Source organism: Levilactobacillus yonginensis, from assembly GCF_003946265.1.
Lineage (GTDB): Bacteria > Bacillota > Bacilli > Lactobacillales > Lactobacillaceae > Levilactobacillus > Levilactobacillus yonginensis.
Genome location: NZ_RHNO01000010.1, coordinates 1 through 17182, shown reverse-complemented (window position 1 = coordinate 17182; position 17182 = coordinate 1). Strand labels below are relative to the sequence as shown.

The window sequence follows — 17182 nt, the reverse complement described above, 5'->3', positions numbered from 1 at the left end:
CTAATATAGGATCAAAGGGGAGACAATTATATCATGGCAAAACGTAAAATGATTTTAGACTTAGATACTGGTATCGATGATTCACTCGCAATTGCTTACGCATTGGGTGCTCCCGATGTAGACTTGATTGGGATTATCGGTTCTTACGGGAACGTGCTCGTCGAAGCCGGTGGCCAAAACTCTTTGAAGATTTTGGAACTGCTTGGACACACTGACATCCCTGTATATCTGGGTGAAAGTCATTCCTCAACCAGTGATCACTTTGATCGGATGCAAGTTAGTGCAGACATTCACGGTGAAAACGGAATTGGCCAAGTCGACTTACCAGACCCACAACGGTCGATTGAAAAGGAATCCGGTGTGGACTTCTTGATTGATGCCGTTCACAAGTACGGTAAAGACTTGACGTTAGTTCCTACTGGTCCAATGACCAACTTGGCTGCTGCCATCAAGAAGGCCCCAGAAATTGCTACGGAAATTGGCAACGTCACCTTCATGGGTGGTGCTTTGACCGTTCCTGGTAACGTTACTGCTTATGCCGAAGCCAACATCAACCAAGATGCCGAAGCTGCTAACGCCGTTTTGACTAGCCCATTGCACTCAACGATGGTTGGTCTGGATGTTACCCTGCGGACCCTGTTGACTAAGAAGGAAACGCAACAATGGCGTGACTTGGGTACCGTTGCCGGTGAAAAGTTCGCTGACATCGTGGACTACTACATCCAAGCCTACGTTGACGTTAACGACAACCTGGGTGGTTGTGCTTTGCATGACCCACTGGCTGTTGGAGTTGCGTTGGATCCTAGCTTCGTTACCACGATCGACTTAAACATGGTGGTTAACTACAACAAAGAAACTTACGGTCGGACTATCGGTGATGACAACCGGTTAAACGAACCTACTAACGTTAAGGTTTCTGTCATGGTTGACAAGGATCGTTACCTGAAGACCTTCATGGAATACCTGACGAACCTGTTCAAGCAAAACTAAGCTTTATCACAAATACTTATTTCACTGAGAGTCCTGGATATTTGTCCGGGACTTTTTTTGTTGTCTGGTTCTAATGCCGATTCTAATGCCGCCTCCGGTTGTCAGGGTGGGGGCCTGCTGTGGGGCCGCCTCCAGCCAAAGTTCGGGCTTCCGGCTCGACTTGAAGCCCCACCAAAAACCATGTGGGTCTTCAAGCTCGTCCCCTGTTACTGACCTAGGCTCGCCCAGGCCAGTAACACCGACATAGCTGGCCCCCACCCTGACAACCTCCGGCTACACCAATCTGAACAAAATTTGCTGGCGACCTACCTGGGACCTACCTGGCTACTTAACTCTCATAGGCATTAGTTCAATCACAGCAACCACCTTTCACGCATAAAAAAAGTGACTGAAATAATTTCAGTCACCCGACAGATTCGTCTAATTAGCTCTTGTAGTTAAAGTTCTTGATCATGGTGTTCACAGCGTTATTCGTGTACTTCGTTACCGCAGCCTGTTTATCAGCAGCTGGTAAGGAATCGAATGCTTCGGCGTAAACCTTCTTCATTGCTGGCTTCACGTACTTGTTGGCATAGCTCTTAGCTGGACTAGTCTTAGTCTTCGTGTAGCTGTACGTCTTCCCGGACGTTCCTAAACGCCGGTTAAACTTAGTCCCTGTCAACTTAGCAGAGAACTTCGTTGAACTCTTCTTAGTCAGCTTAAAAGTGTACGTCTTTTTAGCCAGTGAGGTCGTGGTCTTACCCTTAGTAGTCTTGAATTCAATCAATTTGTACTTAGTGGTCATCGTCTGCCGGTTCTTACTGAACTTTACGGAAGTTGGCACACCGTATTTCACGTTCGCGTTCTTACCGTTAAAGTCACCAAAAATCAACATTTCACCGGTCTTTTTGCCAGACTTGTAGGTCTTGAAGTAAAACGCCGTCTTGGACGTAGCGTTCTTATAGTAACGTTTCAAGTCGGTATTTGTGAAAGTTGGCTTGGTTTTAGCACTAGCAACGGTTGGTGCAACTACCCCACCGAGGGTACCCAGCGCCACTGCCACTAACCCTAGCTTAGCCATAAAACGTTTCATAACCTTTGTCCTCCTTAATATTCATCCTATACATCATTTATAGTGCCACTTCATTAGCTAAATTGCAAGCGTTTCACTTAACCTAATAATTCCGGGAACTTCTCCTGTAGGTAAGCCGCAATTCCTGCCTCATTATTTGATTTTGGTGTGATGTGGTTTGCAGCAGATTTGACCTCAGGTTGACCGTTTAACATCGCGACACCATCCCCGGCCGCCTTAATCATGCCCAAGTCATTTTCAGCATCACCAAACGCCATCAGGTCGTCGAAGTCCCAACCAAAGTGAGTTAACAATTGGCCCAAACCAACGGCCTTATCCATGCCAGCTGCCAAAAATTCTAGAATTTTTGGCTGGGACCGGACTACGTGGTATTCCTGACGCAGGTCCTCACCAATGGTGGCAACGACGTGGTCCAAGGTTTCAGGGTCTGTGGCCATAACCGCCTTACTAAATAAATGATCGGGTAAATCGTCAAATTTTGTGGGCGTAAACGTCATCGGTGCCTTCAACATCTTTTGATAGATGGAAGGTTTCAAGTCAGCTACCGGATAGACCTGTTCAAAGTCCAAGATATCCAGGGGATACTCATTCTCTTGGGCAAAAACGTGGAGCGGTTCAAAGTCAGTCCGACTTAGCCCACTCTGTGCCAGTTCATCTTTGGTCGTATTTTGAATAACCAGCGCCCCGTTAAACGTAATCGTAAAGTCCTCTTCCGTGGTCAAACCCAATTGTTCCAGGTAACCCCAGATTGCATTGATTGGTCGGCCAGTGCAGAGAACCACCTTGATACCTGCCGTATGCAGCTTACGCAACGTTGTCACGTTTTCTTCGCTGATTGTTTTATCTGTATTCAGTAACGTCTCGTCTAGGTCGAGCGCAATCATTTTAATCATTCGTCTTTGGCCTCCATTTACCTTCCAGTTTACACGTAATGGGTTGTGAAATAAACCGCAATTAGGATAAAAGGTCCTGACGAATAAGTGCGACAATCTGCTGATTTTCCGGCAGATTGGCATGATTAGCGTTTGCTCCAGTCACCGTAATTTGCGTAAAATGTTTCACCTGATTTTGAAATATATATTTTCCGCGATTCACACTGTCGAACGGAACGATCCCATCGCTAGCAAACGTTTTGCTTCCAGCAATGGAGTAGACCGTGGCATTGCGTGGTAAGTTGGTGCGGTCTCCGCTCAGCTCCTTGAACAGGTCAGTGTCGACCGCCGCATCCTGCTCTTCCAAATTAAATGGTGTAGCAATGGTCATTAACCGATCAATTTTAGTGCTAGTCTTTGCCAGGTCATGTTCCATAAACAATGTCAGAACCAGACCACCATTGGAGTGACCCATAGCCGAAAAATGGGTGAAATGATACGTCCTTTCTAAAGCCTGAAAGGCCGTCGCGAACCAGACCGCCTGTTTGCGAACGTTGGCCGGACCATCCTGATGATTTTGAAATCCCACCACAATGAATGGCCGCTCGTCACCCTGCTTCAAATTTCCACTGTATTCTAAGCGACCATTAGTCATGACCTCAACTCGTAACAAACTATGAGCCGTTGGTGATTCTCGGTTCAACTCTTTAACTAACGCGTTGAACCGGTTCTGTGTCGCGCTTGAACCAGGGACGAAGAACACCGGTGCCATTAGGCTTTGATAGTTAGCCCGCACGATTTTCTCCTGATGTGGCTGCCACCAAAATCCTGGTAAGCACAGCACTGCCAACAACAATAGGACCGCCCATAGTCGGTGCAAATTTGTGCGATGCATCTTAAGCCACCTCCCCGTCTAATTGTCGGTGAGCCGCCTGCACCAATTTAACAAAGGGATAGTAGATTGCCGTACTTAAGATTAAGTCAGCCAACGATAAAGCTAGTGCGGTCCAATTGCCGCCAGTTCCCAGATAGGCCTGCAACGGTCCCGGCGTCCCGGTCAGCAGTGGATATGCCACCGCAGGAACCCATTTAAGCCGGATACAGAGCCAGCTGAGTGTAATGCAAGCACTTGGAGCCAGAATGAATGGAATGCCTAGCAAGGGGCTTAAAATGACAGGTAAGCCAACCATCATTGGGGCATTGAAATTTCCCAAGGTGGGCACCAAACTCAGCCAACCGATTCGTTGTTGCCACGCCGTGGGCCGGCTCAAAAATAGAGCCAGCAGGAGTGAAAGCATCATTCCCGTTCCTCCAAGGTTGGCGTAAACACCGACGACTGTATGCAGCGTCAGCGGGTGCGGCAACTGCCAGCCATGGTGTGCCAACACGGCTGCTAAATTCTGGGCGGATTCAATTGATTGCCCGCTGCTGGCTGACAGCGGCCCCAGAACCCCCAACCACTCAAAGGCACCATTCAAAACGCAGTATCCCAGCAGGCCAAAGATGAAATGGGGCAACCGAAACGGCCAACGGATGATGCTGGCAAAAGCCGAATTGAGACTAACCGTCTGAGTGCTGACCCAGAGCAAACCTAAAGCCGCCATTACTCCCAACCAAGTGCAGGTGATGACCAGTGTACTCGGAATTTGTTCCAAATCGGGGGAGCGACGGCTGAGTGCCCAGCGGTAACCGTTTCCGACTAACACCCCCACCAAAATACCGACCAGGATTCCCTGAATTCCCAGATCAGTCGCCACCCATTTGATAGCATGACCACCTAGGACTGAGGACCGGGTCACATTAAAAAACTTCAAGCTAATCACGGCAATCGTTCCGGCCATCAACCGATCCGTCGTGTGCCGAGTCACTGGTACCACAAGGTAAAAACTTACCGCAAATGCCATTAGGATTCCGGCCAATCCCAGGGTACCTGCGCTGATCAATCGCAAATACTGTCGCAGAATTTTTACTTGAAAGAGCCAGCGCGCCACGTGCAGTGTTTGATAGTAATAGCCATCCGTTCGTAACCATGACTGTTCCAAGAAATCCGCCAAACTTCCCAATAAAATAATCGGAAATATCAACCGCAATGCCTGGCGAATGGCACTGATCTGGCGGTTTCGGTAAAAACGCACCTCACCATTGACCAGCCACATCCCCAATCGTGCTGTTCTATCCGTCATCAGTACTCGCCCCCTACTCCCAGCGAGTGTACCCCTTACCCGTGGCTTAGGGCGCCAACTTGTATTTGATACGGAAACTAGCCACTCAAACTAGCCATTCAGCAATCTGTGCCATGACCGCGCCCTGCTCGTTCGTTTCTTTCAAATGGGGTTGCGTTGCCAACTCCGGTGCAGCGTTAGCCACTGCTAATCCCTGACCCACTAGTTGCAACATGGTCAGATCATTTCCAGAATCTCCAAATGCCGCCATTTCAGCTGGGGTAATGCCCCACCGCCGACCAAGAAAATCCAGACCGGCAGCTTTACTTACATTGGGGCGTGCAACGTTCATCCCCCCTAAGCCACTGCTAACCCCAACTAATTCGCCAGCAAAGCGCGCATTGAAAGCCGTAACCTGAGCCACGACGTCAGTTTTGAGCCAGGTAATATCGAGTTTTAGAATGGCTGCTGTCACCATAGTAAAATCTGCCACTGAGGTCAGACTGGGATAAAATTCACGGGACTCTGCAAACCGTTGGCTGTCGGCAGGCAACGTTGTGTAAGCCTGCTCCGCACCACAAGCAATGATGAAGCAGCCCGCCATAATCGGTGCCGTTTCCAACCAAGAAACCGCCGTCTGCCAATGTAACTGGGGTAAGGTCGTCATTTGGAGCTGATTGCCCTTGGCGGTTGTAATCAACGCGCCATCCTCAACCACGTAGGTTAACTGTGCCCGGTTTCGCAGCGGGGCAAAGAGTTCTTGAACATGGTCCAAAGGGTCACCAGTCGTCACAACAAATCGGCTGCCACGAGCGGTCATTTCACCCAATATGGCATCGAATTGCTGACAATCATACGCCCCATTTGCATCTAAAAACGTCCCATCTAAATCCGTGGCAATCAGTCTTGGTAGCATCTACTCAACCCCTCCGTCAAAATAACATGACCCAATCATACCTGGCCCATCGAAGCCAAGCAAGGCAGGCCGCTTACAAATAAAATCATACTAACCTAACTCCTTGGGACAGGCAACGGCAGCATGATTTCCATAGAAATCACAATTATTTTGACCACTTTTATAGATTGTGTTGACAGATTCAGTAAACATTTGTATGATTATGGCTATTGGAGGGATACTTATGGATCTCGCAACATTAACATTATCTGAAATTGAACAGGGGTGGCACACCACTGCTACCGCTTATATTTGCAATTATTGTGGTCAAGACTTTCAACAAGATCAGGTCTTCCAACTACACGATGCCTTTTACCCGGCTGCTGAAATGGTCAATCGCCATATTCAATCAGCCCATCCAGACGCCATCACCCAACTCATTCAGTCATCGTCTAAATACAACACGTTGACCAACAAACAACGCGATTTACTCGTTGCATTTAGCCAAGGTGTCAAGGACGCCACGATTGCTCAGGACAACCATGTGGCAGCCGCCACCATTCGTCACCAAAAATTTACGTTCCGCGAAAAGGCCAAGCAGGCCAAGCTCTACCTCGCTATTTATAATCAAGTCTTCAATAACCCTGAACGAGATACCCCCATCGCACTGCCACCGGCGACTCAAGCTAACGGCCCCATCGCCATTACACAGCGTGACTATCACCAACTCCTCCAAAAGTATTTCGAGCCTGGTGATCAGTTACGACTCAAGCGCTGGCCCAAACAGCAAAAAGCCATCCTGGCGATTTTAAAGCGGGTGAGCTTAGAGATTCCCACGACCCAACATTTTACTGAGCACGCCATAAACGACCGGTTAGTCCCAATTTTTGACGACTATGTCCGCTTACGCCGCTACCTCATTGACTACGGATTTTTGGCGCGAACGCCGGATGGTCAGGACTATTGGCGCCTCACTTTTAAGGAGTAATCATGGATAAAAAAGAACGCATTCGTCAGTACAAGGCGACCCCGACCAAGTACGGCGTCATTCAAATCAAAAACACCAAGAACGGCAAAACCTTCATTGATACCGTGGCCAACACGCACAATCGTTGGGGGTATTATCGCCTCAACCTCAATAAAAATTTCTATCGGACCAGTCCGCTGCAAGCTGATTGGAACACCTTTGGCGAGTCCGCCTTCACCTACGAAGTCCTGTGGGAAGAGGAAACCACCGAGGTGACGAATCTCAGACAAACACTCAAGGACCTCAAACAAACTTGGCTCGCTAAATGTCAGCCCGCCTATAACCAAAAATAAGGAGTTTTCATGACAATCATTAATACCAACTACCACCCAATCGACCAAGCAACTTGGCCGCGCCGCGAGTATTTCTATTACTTTACCAAGATGATGCCTACCGGTTTCACCGTCAACGCCACGATTGATATCACAGCAACGTTAGACTGGACTCACCGTCACGAAGTCAAGTTCAACGCCGCCTACCTTTTCCTAGTTAGCCAGGTGCTGACGCGCCATCCAGAATTTCGCTTGGGCATGGTCGACGATCAACTGGTTGAATTCGACGTCGTCCATCCCTCATACAGTGTCCTGCATGAAGATGACCACAGTATTTCTAACCTCTGGACGGCATACAGCCCAGACTTTTCCCAATTCTATCAAGACTACTTGCAGGATCTTAAGCATTTTGGGTCCCAACACACACCCATGCCAAAGGCACCACAAAGCGCTAACCTCTACATGATTGGTAGTATCCCCTGGCTGGATTTCACCAGTTACACGCCGCTACCATTCACGCCACTCAATACGTATTTCCCGGTCATCCAGGCTGGGCAATACACGACTCAAGACGGCAAGACCACCATGCCGCTCTCATTTACCATTCACCATGCCGTTGCCGATGGCTATCATGTCAGCCAGTTCTATCAAGATTTACGGGCTGCCATGGCGCAACCTGAGGCTTGGTTAACGACTGACTAATTACTTCAAACTTAACTAGAACATAAAAGAGGAGTTGAGACTTTTGTCTCAACTCCTCTTTGCGTTCTGAAAATATATAGCTAAAGATTTAAAGTTCGAAAACCGTTATCAATCCAAGAATAGCAAGGCGTTATAGACTTAAAATTAGTCTCACCCGGCCACCTGCGGCTGTCAGAGATTCCGCCTGCTGTGGGGAACTCCTCCGGCCTGAAAAGCGGTCCTGCGGCTCGGTTTGAAGCCTGGAAAAACCACCAGTCTCCAAACACGTCCCACGCTGTAAGCCGAAAATCGGCTAACACCGTCGACACAGCAAGCTCCACCTCTGACCCCCTCCGGTTAAACGGGTGCTTGGAAACTAAGCTAGTTTAAATACTTGGATGACAGCACTTACGTAATATTATTGGCGCACCACTAGGTAGCCGAGAGTGAGTCAAATTTGGACTCAACCGTGGGATTTTTAAGTGATTTTCTTAAAAATGGCGACTTGAAGACGTGCTTTGCGGCTTCAAGCGAGGGGCAAGACCGCCCTTTGGCTTGTCCCGTCCTCCCCACCGCGTTCCAGTCCAAATTTGGCGAACGGTAAGGCGGAAATTTTCCAGTATGTCTGACTAAACACCAATACCCAATCCTTGTTGTATCAGGCATAGTGGGTGTTTCAGTGCTTTCAACCTTTAGTATATAGTCGAAACGTGTGCCAAAAGACGGTTAGTCTGACATGCTGCTGTAACTGTACGCCTGATTCATCAATGAGCGAGTCTCCGTGAACTCGTTCTCATCGTGCAGAACGACCGTGATGACCCGGTGCTTACCGGCCTTTTGACCAGTCCCAACGAAACAGTAACCAGCTAATGGCGTGTATCCGGTTTTCAAGCCATCAACCTTGAGGGCAGCTTGGTAGTACTTCCGCCCCTTTAACAGGTTGTTGTAGTTGTAGGTCAATTGACCGTCCACCGTTTTGGACCCAACGGAACCGTCGGTCAAAATTCGTGGATAATCCTGAATCAAGTGGCGCGCAATCAAGGCCACGTCCTTGGCCGAAACCATGTTGGCGTTCGCACTACCATACGCGTAGCCAAAGACCTTTAAATCACTGTTTTCCAGACCCGAGGCGGAGACAAAGCTGGCCTTATCCAAATTCCAAGTCTTAGCTTGGGCGTTCATTTGTTGAATGAACTTCGCGTTAGAACCAGCCACCCATTGGCCCAGGGCGATAGCGGCATTGTTTGAGGAATCTAACAACGCTGCGTCATAAAGGTCCTTAACCGTGTACTTATGACCGGTCTTGAATAGAAAGCCCCCACATGATGAACTTTGACCCATGGAGATCAGGCCCTTACTACTAGTGTCCACAACTTCATTCCACTTGCTGGAACTACCATCGACTTTTTGCAGAACTAAGTACAGCGTCATTAACTTTGAGACGGAAGCAATTGGCCGCGCGGTGTTCGCACTCTTTGACCAAACCGCCTTCCCGGTCGTATAGTCCATGGCGATGGCATTCTTAGCGTACTTCAAACCAAAGGGCGCTTTCCCCTTGGTCAGGTAACCGTGCCAGATCCAACCCTTAACGGAGCCAGCCTTGTTTTGAACGTAGTAGTAAATCCCCTTGGAGTTCGCGTGCTTCAGTGTCGCGTGTTGCGTCACGTACCAAGTCGTGTTCGGATAGCCCTTCATCGTGGCGATTCGGCGGTTGTGTGCCTTATTATAAATGGCCCCCGCAGTACTCTTCTTGTGATAAGCGGCTTTCGTCACGTTGGTCGTGGAAACCGTGGTATATGTAGCGGCATGCGCCGTTGTCCCCGTGGCTACGGCCCCACCCAGGGTCACCGTGAACAACACAGCCAAAATGGCCCCTTTAAACTTAGATATTCCCATAACTATTCCTCTTTCCGATTATAATCGTGTCAATTATCCAAGGGTCAGCTTATCACGCGGAAGGTTCGCCGAACAAGCGCTTGAGCCATTTTGTAATCTGCTTGTTGGGGTCGTAACTTTTTCGTAATCCACCGGTCAGGGGCTGAACTAATTAATTCGCTTAGCAACTCAAATTGCCCACTTAATCGTCAGTTAATTCAATCAAAAAAACGCACCAACCACCACCGTGATTGATGCGTTTTTAACTTGTATGCCAAATTTCAAAGCCTTATTCCATTTATAAATCGATTCAGTTGAAACAGGTGCTAAACAACTGGCTTACTTGCCGTTTAGTTAGCCATGCTACTGAAACCGTACACGTGATTCATCAGTGAACGTGTTTCAGAGAACTCGTTTTCATCATGTAAGACCACCGTAATGACCCGGTGCTTACCAGATTTCTGACCAGTCCCAACAAAGCAGTAACCTGCCAACGGCGTGTACCCGGTCTTCAGGCCATCAACTTTCAGCGAAGCTTGGTAGTACTTCCGACCCTTCAACATGTTGTTGTAGTTATAGCAGAGTTGACCATTGACCCGCTTAGAACCAACCTTGCCGTCCTTCAAAACGCGAGGGAAATCCGTCATCAAGTGGCGGGCCATCAAGGCAACATCCTTAGCAGAGACCTTGTTGGCGTTGGCGGAACCATACTTATACCCAAACTGACGAAGATCACTATTTTCCAAGCCGGAGGCGGACACAAAATGAGCGTGACCCAGCTTCCAAGCTTTAGCCTGAGTGTTCATCTTCTTAATGAACTTGCCGTTACTACCGGCCACCCATTGGCCTAAAGCAATCGCGGAGTTATTCGAAGAATCTAGAAAGGCTGCGTCGTAGAGTTGCTTGACCGTGTAGCTGTGATTCAGCTTAAAGTGAAAGCCACCGTAGGCAGAGGTCCGACTCATCCGAACCAGGCCCTTACTCTTGATCTTAATCTTCTTGTTCCAATTGCTGCTCTTGCCATCAACCTTCTTCAAGGTCAGGTACAAGGTCATAATTTTGGAAACCGACGCAATTGGCCGAGCCGTATTGGCATGCTTGGACCAAACAACTTTCCCTGTCTTGGCATCCATAGCCACCGCAGCCTTCGCCTTATTTAAGACAAATGGGGCCTTCCCCTTCTTCAAATAGCTATGCCAAACCCAACCTTTGACGCTCTTCTTACTGTTGTTCACGTACAGGTAAATTCCCTTGGTCTTGCCATGCTTCAACGTTGCTTGCTTGGTGGCGTACCAAGTCGTGTTGGGATGCGCCTTCAGGTTGCTGACCTTCTTGGTGTGCTTCTTGTTAAAGATGGCCCCCTTACTACTCTTCTTATGGTAAGCCGTCTTCTTAATATTTTTGGTCGAAACCGTCTTGTAACTGGCAGCGTCAGCAGGTACTTCCTGACTGACGACTCCGCCAACTGTGACGGCGGCCAGGAGCACAACCATGCCCCGCCGAATATGTAAACTTGTCATGTCATTGGTCCTTTCCGTTCTTTAAATAATTAATGCAACTAACTATTACATTAGCACTATTTTAGGTGAAGGAACAGGGGCGCTACCGCTTTGTAACCGCCTTGTTTAGCCCGTAATGTTCTTGTAAAGAACCTTTTTAGCTTTGAACCACTAATGGCCTAGACCAGGTTGTTACGACGAATGGTTGCAATTCACAGATAAATTGGTTACGCTTAAGTCATTCAAATACGACTGGGGTGCCATCGCGGCTGAGAACAAACCCATTGAACCTGATCTGGTTAGTACCAGCGAAGGGAACGCGTACCATAAAGCTATTCAATGACCCCCACTAACGAGTTTTAGTGGGGATTTTTTTAGCTAAAGGTACTCCGGCGTACACTTTTTAGGAGGCTACATATCATGAAAGGCTGGCACGTTCGCGACATTATTTTCGTCACTATCTTAGCAATCTTTATGGGGACCATCTTCTTCGTCACCGGCCCACTCTATACCGTTCTGGCGGCAGCCTTAGCTCCTGCCGGATTACAACCCTTAGCCAATGAACTACTCCTTGGCATCTGGGTCATGGCCGGTCCACTGGCTGGATTTATCATCCGAATCCCCGGGTCAGCCACGTTAGGGGAATTTCTGGGGGCCGTCGTCGAAATGTTTTTCGGCGGCATCTGGGGAGCTAGCACGTTAATCTCCGGTGCTCTCCAGGGAATTGGTTCCGAACTAGGCTTTGCCCTCACTGGTTACAAACATTACGGCTGGTTCACGCTTGCTCTCAGTTCACTCACAACCGCCATCGTCACCTTTGGCTGGGACATGATCAAGAACGGCTACGCATCCTATCATCTAGGCTTCATGGCCCTTCTCTTCGTTGTCCGGCTACTCTCGATTTTCTTCTTTGGTGGCGTCCTCACCAAGTTGATTGCAAACCTGTTAGTTCGTGCCCACGTTTTACCTAGTGCCGCGCACTAATTGTTATTGGAGGAATTTGTTTGGCTACTGTCACGATTGATTCACTGACTTTTACCTATCCCAAGCGGACACATCCAGTATTGGATAATCTGGCCGTTACCTTTCCAGCAGGAAAATTCTCACTGCTGACTGGGGTCTCGGGTGGTGGCAAGTCAACTCTTTTAAATTTAATTGCGGGCCTAACACCGTTACCAACTCCCGGGGCCATCCGGTTTGACGGTCACCCTCTAGCTGAGATTCCTGCAGCCAAGCACGCCAATACCGTGGCAATGATGTTTCAAGAACCCAGCACGCAGTTCACGATGGATACCGTGGAAAATGAGCTCCGGTTTGCCTTAGAAAATCAGCGAATGACGGCCACTGACATCCCCGCCGCCATTGATGATGCCCTCAATTTTGTGGGCATCGCTCAGCTGAAACACCGAATCCTGATGCAACTTTCTGGAGGCGAACAGCAGAAGGTCGCCCTAGCAATCATCGTTGCCATGAACAGTGACGTGATTTTGCTGGATGAACCCTTTGCCAGTATCGACCCACCCACTCGGCTGACGCTTCTGCAAAAATTGATGACGCTCTGCACCCAACAACATAAAACCGTCATTCTGGCAGACCACGACCTGAGTGGTTATGCCCCCTGGGTCGACCACCTGGCCGTTTTAGATAGCGGTCACCTCGCCTTACTCTCAGCGGAAGAAACACAAGAACGATTCGCAGCGTTCACACCGGACCGCCTCCGACTAACACGGGTGACCGCACCGCAAGCTACCGAAACCGCGTGCCTTCAAGGTACACAACTGGGACTCTTCAGTGGCGACCGAGAACTCATTCATCCCCAAGACCTCGCTTTCTTTGCGGGGCAAACCACGCTGATCACCGGACCAAATGGGAGTGGTAAGTCAACCCTCTTTCGGGCGCTAGTTCGCTTGGGCCACTACCAAGGAACGCTGACCTACCAGGGACGCGACATTCAAAAAATTGCGCGCAAATCATACGCTCGCCAAGTGGGACTCATGTTTCAATCATCCATGGCCCAATTTCTCAATGTGACCTTGGATGAAGAGCTGACACTCTCACAAAAGAACGGCAATCACGCGTACTTCACACCAGAGCGCGTAACGCAGCTCTTAGACCAGTTAGGCCTGACACAGCACCGAGACCAAGTCATCTATTCGCTGAGTAGTGGTCAACAAAAGAAGGCCCAGTTACTCTGCATGTTGATCATGGCGCCGCAAGTTCTATTGTTAGACGAACCCCTCAAGGGCCTAGATTTAGCTTCTATTCAAACGACGATGCAAATCCTGACATCGGTCCAACAAGACCTGGGCCTCACCCTGATTCTGATCAGCCACCAGCTAAGTGGTTTGGACGGCCTCGTGACCCATCACCTACGACTGATGGATCACCATTTACTTTATGAGGGGGCGACTGAATGAACCCGACATTAAAATTAGCACTGGTCTTGATCATCGCGCTAGAAATTTCCTTCACCCAGGTTTGGACCGTCAACGTCGCCCTATTGGTGGTTTGCTTTATCCTGATGATTGCCTACCGAGTTAAGCTAAAGCGCCTGCTATGGCTAACCTTAGTCCCCCTGTTTTTTGCAACGGCCTTAGTCTGGTCGCTAAGCCTTCAGGGGTCGGCTAGCAGCCATTTTCTCATTGTGATTTTCACCCGGATGTTTGTCTACGTCTATATGGGTGGCGTCTTCACCCAAACAACGGAACCCTTAATGCTAACGCGTTCACTAGAACAAAACGCCAAACTTCCCAGCAAATTTGCCTACGGTTTTTTGGCGGCCTTCAATCTGCTGCCTAAAATTCGGACGGAAGTGGCCACTATCCGTGCGGCAGCGTTGATGCGGGGGCAAGTCCTCCACGTGTGGTCGCCCCAGCTATACTTTAAAGTTATCCTGGTGGCTATGAACTGGTCCGACCAACTTGCATCAGCCATGGCCTCTCACGGCTTTGTTGAAGGCGCTCCGCGAACTCATGCCGTTACCGTCCCCTTACCCAAGTGGAACTGGTGGGTCTGCGGTATGAGCTTGGTAGCCGTCCAACTTGGCCTTTTCTGGGGACTACCTTAACCAACTTAACAAAGGAGTTTTTTGATGTTTACTGATCAAGCACATGAACAAACATTGGCCAGTTGGGCCGCATCCAAACGCCACCCCTTCATCCAACAGCTACAGGCTGGAACTCTGCCAATGGACACCTTCCGTTACTATCTTATTCAAGACCACTACTACCTCCACGAATTCGGTAAGATTCACGACCTCGCCGCTGACCAAAGCTCAGACACCCAGGTTGCCCAACAACTGCGGGCAGGCGCAGAACACCTCCGTCAGGGAGAAATCGCCATTCGCCAAACCTTCTTTGACCGGTTAAACATCACCACGGCAGACATTGCCGCCACTCCGGTCGCACCAACCAGCTATGCGTACACCAGCCATCTCTACCGCGCGTTAGCAACCGCCGGGACTGCGGGTGCCGTGGCGGGTTTACTCCCCTGCTACTGGCTCTACGCAGAGATTGGCGCCAGCCTTGCTGGAACCGGTTCGCCCGTTCCAATTTTTCAGGCTTGGATTGATACCTACAATGCTGACGACTACACCAATTCAATGACTGACCAGTTGGCCCTGGCCAATGCGGTCGCCACGCCAACTAACACGGATCAATTGCTCAATATTTTCACCAAGAGTAGTTGGTACGAACTCCAATTCTGGCAAATGGCGTTAGATCATGAAGATTGGTCACTAACGACGCCATCGCAAGCCGCCCCATTTTCATAAACGTCTTCATAGGCTATAATGTAGACACCGCAACAGAGAAAGAGGTGTCGTCTATGAAACGCGTACGAGAGTTAACGTTCCTGCAATTTTTTGGCTACCTAGCATTGGTGCTAGGCCTATTGATTGAGTTATACGCCTTATTCGATAATCCCGGTAGTCGCGTTAGTGGCGATGATATGTTTGGAGGGGCCGTGGTTTTAGGAATCGCGGTCGCCTTCATCCACAGTCCACACCTACCCTTCAACCTAATCTTAATTACCCTCAGTACCCTTGGTTTTGCTGACTTCACGTTTATCCACACTCACAGCTGGCTCTGGACAATTATCCTGGCAATTGCCGTGGCAGCGTTCTTGATTTACTTTTTTGGTATCCGCAACGACGTTCGCCGACAGCAAAGCGAGTGGTTTCATTTTTAGATTGGTAACTGACTGTATAATCCGATTGCCACAAATCATCACTAGGATTGAGACAAACGTCTCGGTCCTTTTTTGTTTTCACCTGATGGTCGACAGATTTTAAATGCAACTTAGTGTGTCTCTTCCGCCTTACCGGCCGCCAGATATGGGCTGGAACGGGGCGGACGCAACTTGAAGCCTCGAAAGACCCGAGTCTTCAAGCTTGGTCTTCCGCTAAGCCAGTAGGCAAAACACCTACTGACTAAGCAGAACGACGCGCCTGAGCCCATATCTGGCGACCTCTCGGCTTACACAGCATTTTCACTGTCAAAGCTGTCCGCTATCAGATAAACCGTCATGAGTGGCTCCGCTATCCCCCTTTTGATGATAATCATGGTTACAACTACAGTCATACCCGGAGGAGGCCAGAGATGTAGTCAGCCGTGAAAGTGGTGTTTGCTGGTGGTTTTCCAGCTTACAGCACGGGCGACTTTGAAGACACAGGGCCTTCGTCGCCCTTTGGCTGAAGCGTCCCCACAGCAGGGGACATCTCTGGCCTCCGGAGTGCGACTAATTTAGAAATACCAATTTGTTTCACCAAAAATCTCTTTAAAAAAGAACCAGGCCAACCCGAAGGTTGACCTGGTTCCCTGCTTGATAAACTACAAGTGACTGTAGTCATGTAATCATTATGATTACCATAGATTAAGATGAAACAGCCGGAATAATTCCGGCCCCGGGGCGGTATCCTACCGCATTAATCGCTAACCACTTTAGGAATGCGTGGCCGCACTGGCTGTTCAATGGCGGAATGCCCGTTTACCTGCGTAACCGTTCGCTTCCCCATTGTGGCCCAAGATAGACCGATGGTGATTGCTAAGAGCACCACTGCCAGGATTAAACCTGAAATCACGCGTTTTAGATTCATTCCGTCACCTCGCCAGTTGTTATCTGTTTAAATCTATCAACTAGCTTAACGACTCAATGTCACAAACCCATGACAGGTTGACAAAGTTCTGTTAACAATTCGATGAAGGCTCCTTTAAGCGCTACTTCACCAATTATCATATTGTGTATTAGTTTACGCAACTTTGGACAGTTCATCAAGTGAATTACAAAAAAACTTCCAGAAACTGGGACTTATTTCGCCGCTTTTTGAAAACTTTAGTATAATGAATGTGTGCAGTCATTACGATTATCATTTGGAGGGATTCTATGAGTCAAGAATTGAACGATCTGGCCGAAGCAATCATTGCCTACCAAAAGAAATACGATAAAACGGACGGCGAGATGGCCTTTGGGTCACGAATTTCTGTTGAGAAGTTCCACGCAATCAAATCCGGCGAACTGCAACCCACTAGTGATGAACAAAAATCGCTAAAGAGTTTCATCACAGCAAAACCACGTTAATTACCAAAAAAGAGTGAGACAAAGGGCGGTTAGTCAATGAGCATTAACGTCGATAGACAAATAATCCCGGTCTTGGATTGTTTGTCTATCGGGGTTAAGCGGAGTTGACTGCCTGTTGTCACACGTTTCGACTATCTACGTTCGGAGCGCAAAAAGGGTCTGAGATTTTTGTCTCAAACCCTTTTCCTACGTTTAGTCAAGCTCTGTAAATAAAAATGTTTCGAAATTTTGTGTACACTAAACAGTATCTCACTGAGGAA

The 17182-nt window shown here is 48.8% G+C and carries 18 protein-coding genes and 1 riboswitch; of the genes, 10 read left to right on the top strand and 8 right to left on the bottom strand.

The window, feature by feature from the left end; genetic code table 11:
- Nucleotides 1-33: 33 nt before the first annotated feature.
- Complete coding sequence (locus tag EKM87_RS06570) at nt 34-990, top strand: nucleoside hydrolase (protein WP_125683091.1); 957 nt, start codon at nt 34-36, stop codon at nt 988-990.
- A gap of 424 nt (nt 991-1414) precedes the next feature.
- On the opposite strand, the gene EKM87_RS06565 is transcribed toward EKM87_RS06570, so the two are convergent.
- The 5 genes from EKM87_RS06565 to EKM87_RS06545 form a co-directional block, all read right to left on the bottom strand.
- Entirely contained in the window at nt 1415-2062 is a 648-nt protein-coding gene (locus tag EKM87_RS06565) for a hypothetical protein (RefSeq protein WP_125683089.1), read from the bottom strand.
- 77 nt (nt 2063-2139) lie between these two features.
- On the bottom strand, nt 2140-2955 hold the full coding sequence (locus tag EKM87_RS06560; RefSeq protein WP_125683087.1) for a Cof-type HAD-IIB family hydrolase: 816 nt from the start codon (nt 2953-2955) through the stop codon (nt 2140-2142).
- Between the two features lie 61 nt (nt 2956-3016).
- Nucleotides 3017-3829, bottom strand: a complete 813-nt coding sequence (locus tag EKM87_RS06555; RefSeq protein WP_125683085.1) for an alpha/beta hydrolase — start codon at nt 3827-3829, stop codon at nt 3017-3019.
- 1 nt (nt 3830) lies between these two features.
- The gene (locus EKM87_RS06550) at nt 3831-5117 is read right to left on the bottom strand and encodes a PTS transporter subunit EIIC (RefSeq protein ID WP_125683083.1); all 1287 of its coding nucleotides are present in this window, start codon (nt 5115-5117) and stop codon (nt 3831-3833) included.
- An 85-nt stretch (nt 5118-5202) separates the two neighbouring features.
- Nucleotides 5203-6012, bottom strand: coding sequence for an HAD-IIB family hydrolase (locus EKM87_RS06545; RefSeq protein ID WP_125683081.1), 810 nt, complete (start codon nt 6010-6012; stop codon nt 5203-5205).
- Between the two features lie 223 nt (nt 6013-6235).
- On the opposite strand from EKM87_RS06545, the gene EKM87_RS06540 reads away from it, so the two are divergent.
- From EKM87_RS06540 to EKM87_RS06530, 3 genes are read left to right on the top strand one after another with little or no spacing between them, the layout of a single operon-like run.
- Nucleotides 6236-6979, top strand: coding sequence for a DUF2087 domain-containing protein (locus EKM87_RS06540; protein WP_125683079.1), 744 nt, complete (start codon nt 6236-6238; stop codon nt 6977-6979).
- 2 nt (nt 6980-6981) lie between these two features.
- Complete coding sequence (locus EKM87_RS06535) at nt 6982-7311, top strand: GIY-YIG nuclease family protein (RefSeq protein ID WP_125683077.1); 330 nt, start codon at nt 6982-6984, stop codon at nt 7309-7311.
- 9 nt (nt 7312-7320) lie between these two features.
- On the top strand, nt 7321-7992 hold the full coding sequence (locus EKM87_RS06530) for a chloramphenicol acetyltransferase (RefSeq protein WP_125683075.1): 672 nt from the start codon (nt 7321-7323) through the stop codon (nt 7990-7992).
- A gap of 705 nt (nt 7993-8697) precedes the next feature.
- Here EKM87_RS06530 and EKM87_RS06525 read toward each other — a convergent pair.
- Both EKM87_RS06525 and EKM87_RS06520 read right to left on the bottom strand, forming a co-directional pair.
- A complete protein-coding gene (locus tag EKM87_RS06525) occupies nt 8698-9867 on the bottom strand; it encodes a serine hydrolase (RefSeq protein ID WP_125683073.1) in 1170 nt (389 codons plus the stop codon).
- A gap of 329 nt (nt 9868-10196) precedes the next feature.
- Nucleotides 10197-11366, bottom strand: a complete 1170-nt coding sequence (locus EKM87_RS06520) for a D-alanyl-D-alanine carboxypeptidase family protein (RefSeq protein WP_125683071.1) — start codon at nt 11364-11366, stop codon at nt 10197-10199.
- A gap of 222 nt (nt 11367-11588) precedes the next feature.
- A riboswitch (TPP riboswitch) is annotated at nt 11589-11680 on the top strand.
- Between the two features lie 85 nt (nt 11681-11765).
- On the opposite strand from EKM87_RS06520, the gene EKM87_RS06515 reads away from it, so the two are divergent.
- The 5 genes from EKM87_RS06515 to EKM87_RS06495 are packed head-to-tail and all read left to right on the top strand — an operon-like array spanning nt 11766 to nt 15533.
- Complete coding sequence (locus EKM87_RS06515) at nt 11766-12329, top strand: ECF transporter S component (RefSeq protein WP_125683069.1); 564 nt, start codon at nt 11766-11768, stop codon at nt 12327-12329.
- Between the two features lie 20 nt (nt 12330-12349).
- On the top strand, nt 12350-13762 hold the full coding sequence (locus EKM87_RS06510) for an ABC transporter ATP-binding protein (RefSeq protein ID WP_125683067.1): 1413 nt from the start codon (nt 12350-12352) through the stop codon (nt 13760-13762).
- Nucleotides 13759-14412, top strand: coding sequence for an energy-coupling factor transporter transmembrane component T family protein (locus EKM87_RS06505; RefSeq protein WP_125683065.1), 654 nt, complete (start codon nt 13759-13761; stop codon nt 14410-14412). Before EKM87_RS06510 ends, EKM87_RS06505 begins: the two co-directional genes overlap by 4 nt.
- Before the next feature lie 24 nt (nt 14413-14436).
- Nucleotides 14437-15117 (top strand): thiaminase II, encoded by a 681-nt coding sequence (gene tenA / locus EKM87_RS06500; protein WP_125683063.1) that lies wholly within the window; start codon nt 14437-14439, stop codon nt 15115-15117.
- Nucleotides 15118-15170: 53 nt separating this feature from the next.
- On the top strand, nt 15171-15533 hold the full coding sequence (locus EKM87_RS06495) for a hypothetical protein (protein WP_125683061.1): 363 nt from the start codon (nt 15171-15173) through the stop codon (nt 15531-15533).
- A 736-nt stretch (nt 15534-16269) separates the two neighbouring features.
- Here the strand turns inward: EKM87_RS06495 and EKM87_RS12390 are convergent.
- Entirely contained in the window at nt 16270-16440 is a 171-nt protein-coding gene (locus EKM87_RS12390) for a hypothetical protein (protein ID WP_164506450.1), read from the bottom strand.
- Nucleotides 16441-16727: 287 nt separating this feature from the next.
- Here EKM87_RS12390 and EKM87_RS06490 point away from each other — a divergent pair, with 287 nt between their 5' ends.
- Nucleotides 16728-16922: an LBP_cg2779 family protein gene (locus EKM87_RS06490; RefSeq protein ID WP_125683059.1), complete on the top strand. Its 195-nt coding sequence runs from the start codon at nt 16728-16730 to the stop codon at nt 16920-16922.
- Nucleotides 16923-17182 lie beyond the last annotated feature (260 nt).

Excerpts from the sequence above, each read along its gene's own strand:
- EKM87_RS06570 (WP_125683091.1), top strand. The coding sequence starts at position 34 with ATGGCAAAACGTAAAATGATTTTAGACTTAGATACTGGTATCGATGAT.
- EKM87_RS06565 (WP_125683089.1), bottom strand. The coding sequence starts at position 2,062 with ATGAAACGTTTTATGGCTAAGCTAGGGTTAGTGGCAGTGGCGCTGGGT.
- EKM87_RS06560 (WP_125683087.1), bottom strand. The coding sequence starts at position 2,955 with ATGATTAAAATGATTGCGCTCGACCTAGACGAGACGTTACTGAATACA.
- EKM87_RS06555 (WP_125683085.1), bottom strand. The coding sequence starts at position 3,829 with ATGCATCGCACAAATTTGCACCGACTATGGGCGGTCCTATTGTTGTTG.
- EKM87_RS06550 (WP_125683083.1), bottom strand. The coding sequence starts at position 5,117 with ATGACGGATAGAACAGCACGATTGGGGATGTGGCTGGTCAATGGTGAG.
- EKM87_RS06545 (WP_125683081.1), bottom strand. The coding sequence starts at position 6,012 with ATGCTACCAAGACTGATTGCCACGGATTTAGATGGGACGTTTTTAGAT.
- EKM87_RS06540 (WP_125683079.1), top strand. The coding sequence starts at position 6,236 with ATGGATCTCGCAACATTAACATTATCTGAAATTGAACAGGGGTGGCAC.
- EKM87_RS06535 (WP_125683077.1), top strand. The coding sequence starts at position 6,982 with ATGGATAAAAAAGAACGCATTCGTCAGTACAAGGCGACCCCGACCAAG.
- EKM87_RS06530 (WP_125683075.1), top strand. The coding sequence starts at position 7,321 with ATGACAATCATTAATACCAACTACCACCCAATCGACCAAGCAACTTGG.
- EKM87_RS06525 (WP_125683073.1), bottom strand. The coding sequence starts at position 9,867 with ATGGGAATATCTAAGTTTAAAGGGGCCATTTTGGCTGTGTTGTTCACG.
- EKM87_RS06520 (WP_125683071.1), bottom strand. The coding sequence starts at position 11,366 with ATGACAAGTTTACATATTCGGCGGGGCATGGTTGTGCTCCTGGCCGCC.
- EKM87_RS06515 (WP_125683069.1), top strand. The coding sequence starts at position 11,766 with ATGAAAGGCTGGCACGTTCGCGACATTATTTTCGTCACTATCTTAGCA.
- EKM87_RS06505 (WP_125683065.1), top strand. The coding sequence starts at position 13,759 with ATGAACCCGACATTAAAATTAGCACTGGTCTTGATCATCGCGCTAGAA.
- tenA (WP_125683063.1), top strand. The coding sequence starts at position 14,437 with ATGTTTACTGATCAAGCACATGAACAAACATTGGCCAGTTGGGCCGCA.
- EKM87_RS06495 (WP_125683061.1), top strand. The coding sequence starts at position 15,171 with ATGAAACGCGTACGAGAGTTAACGTTCCTGCAATTTTTTGGCTACCTA.
- EKM87_RS12390 (WP_164506450.1), bottom strand. The coding sequence starts at position 16,440 with ATGAATCTAAAACGCGTGATTTCAGGTTTAATCCTGGCAGTGGTGCTC.
- EKM87_RS06490 (WP_125683059.1), top strand. The coding sequence starts at position 16,728 with ATGAGTCAAGAATTGAACGATCTGGCCGAAGCAATCATTGCCTACCAA.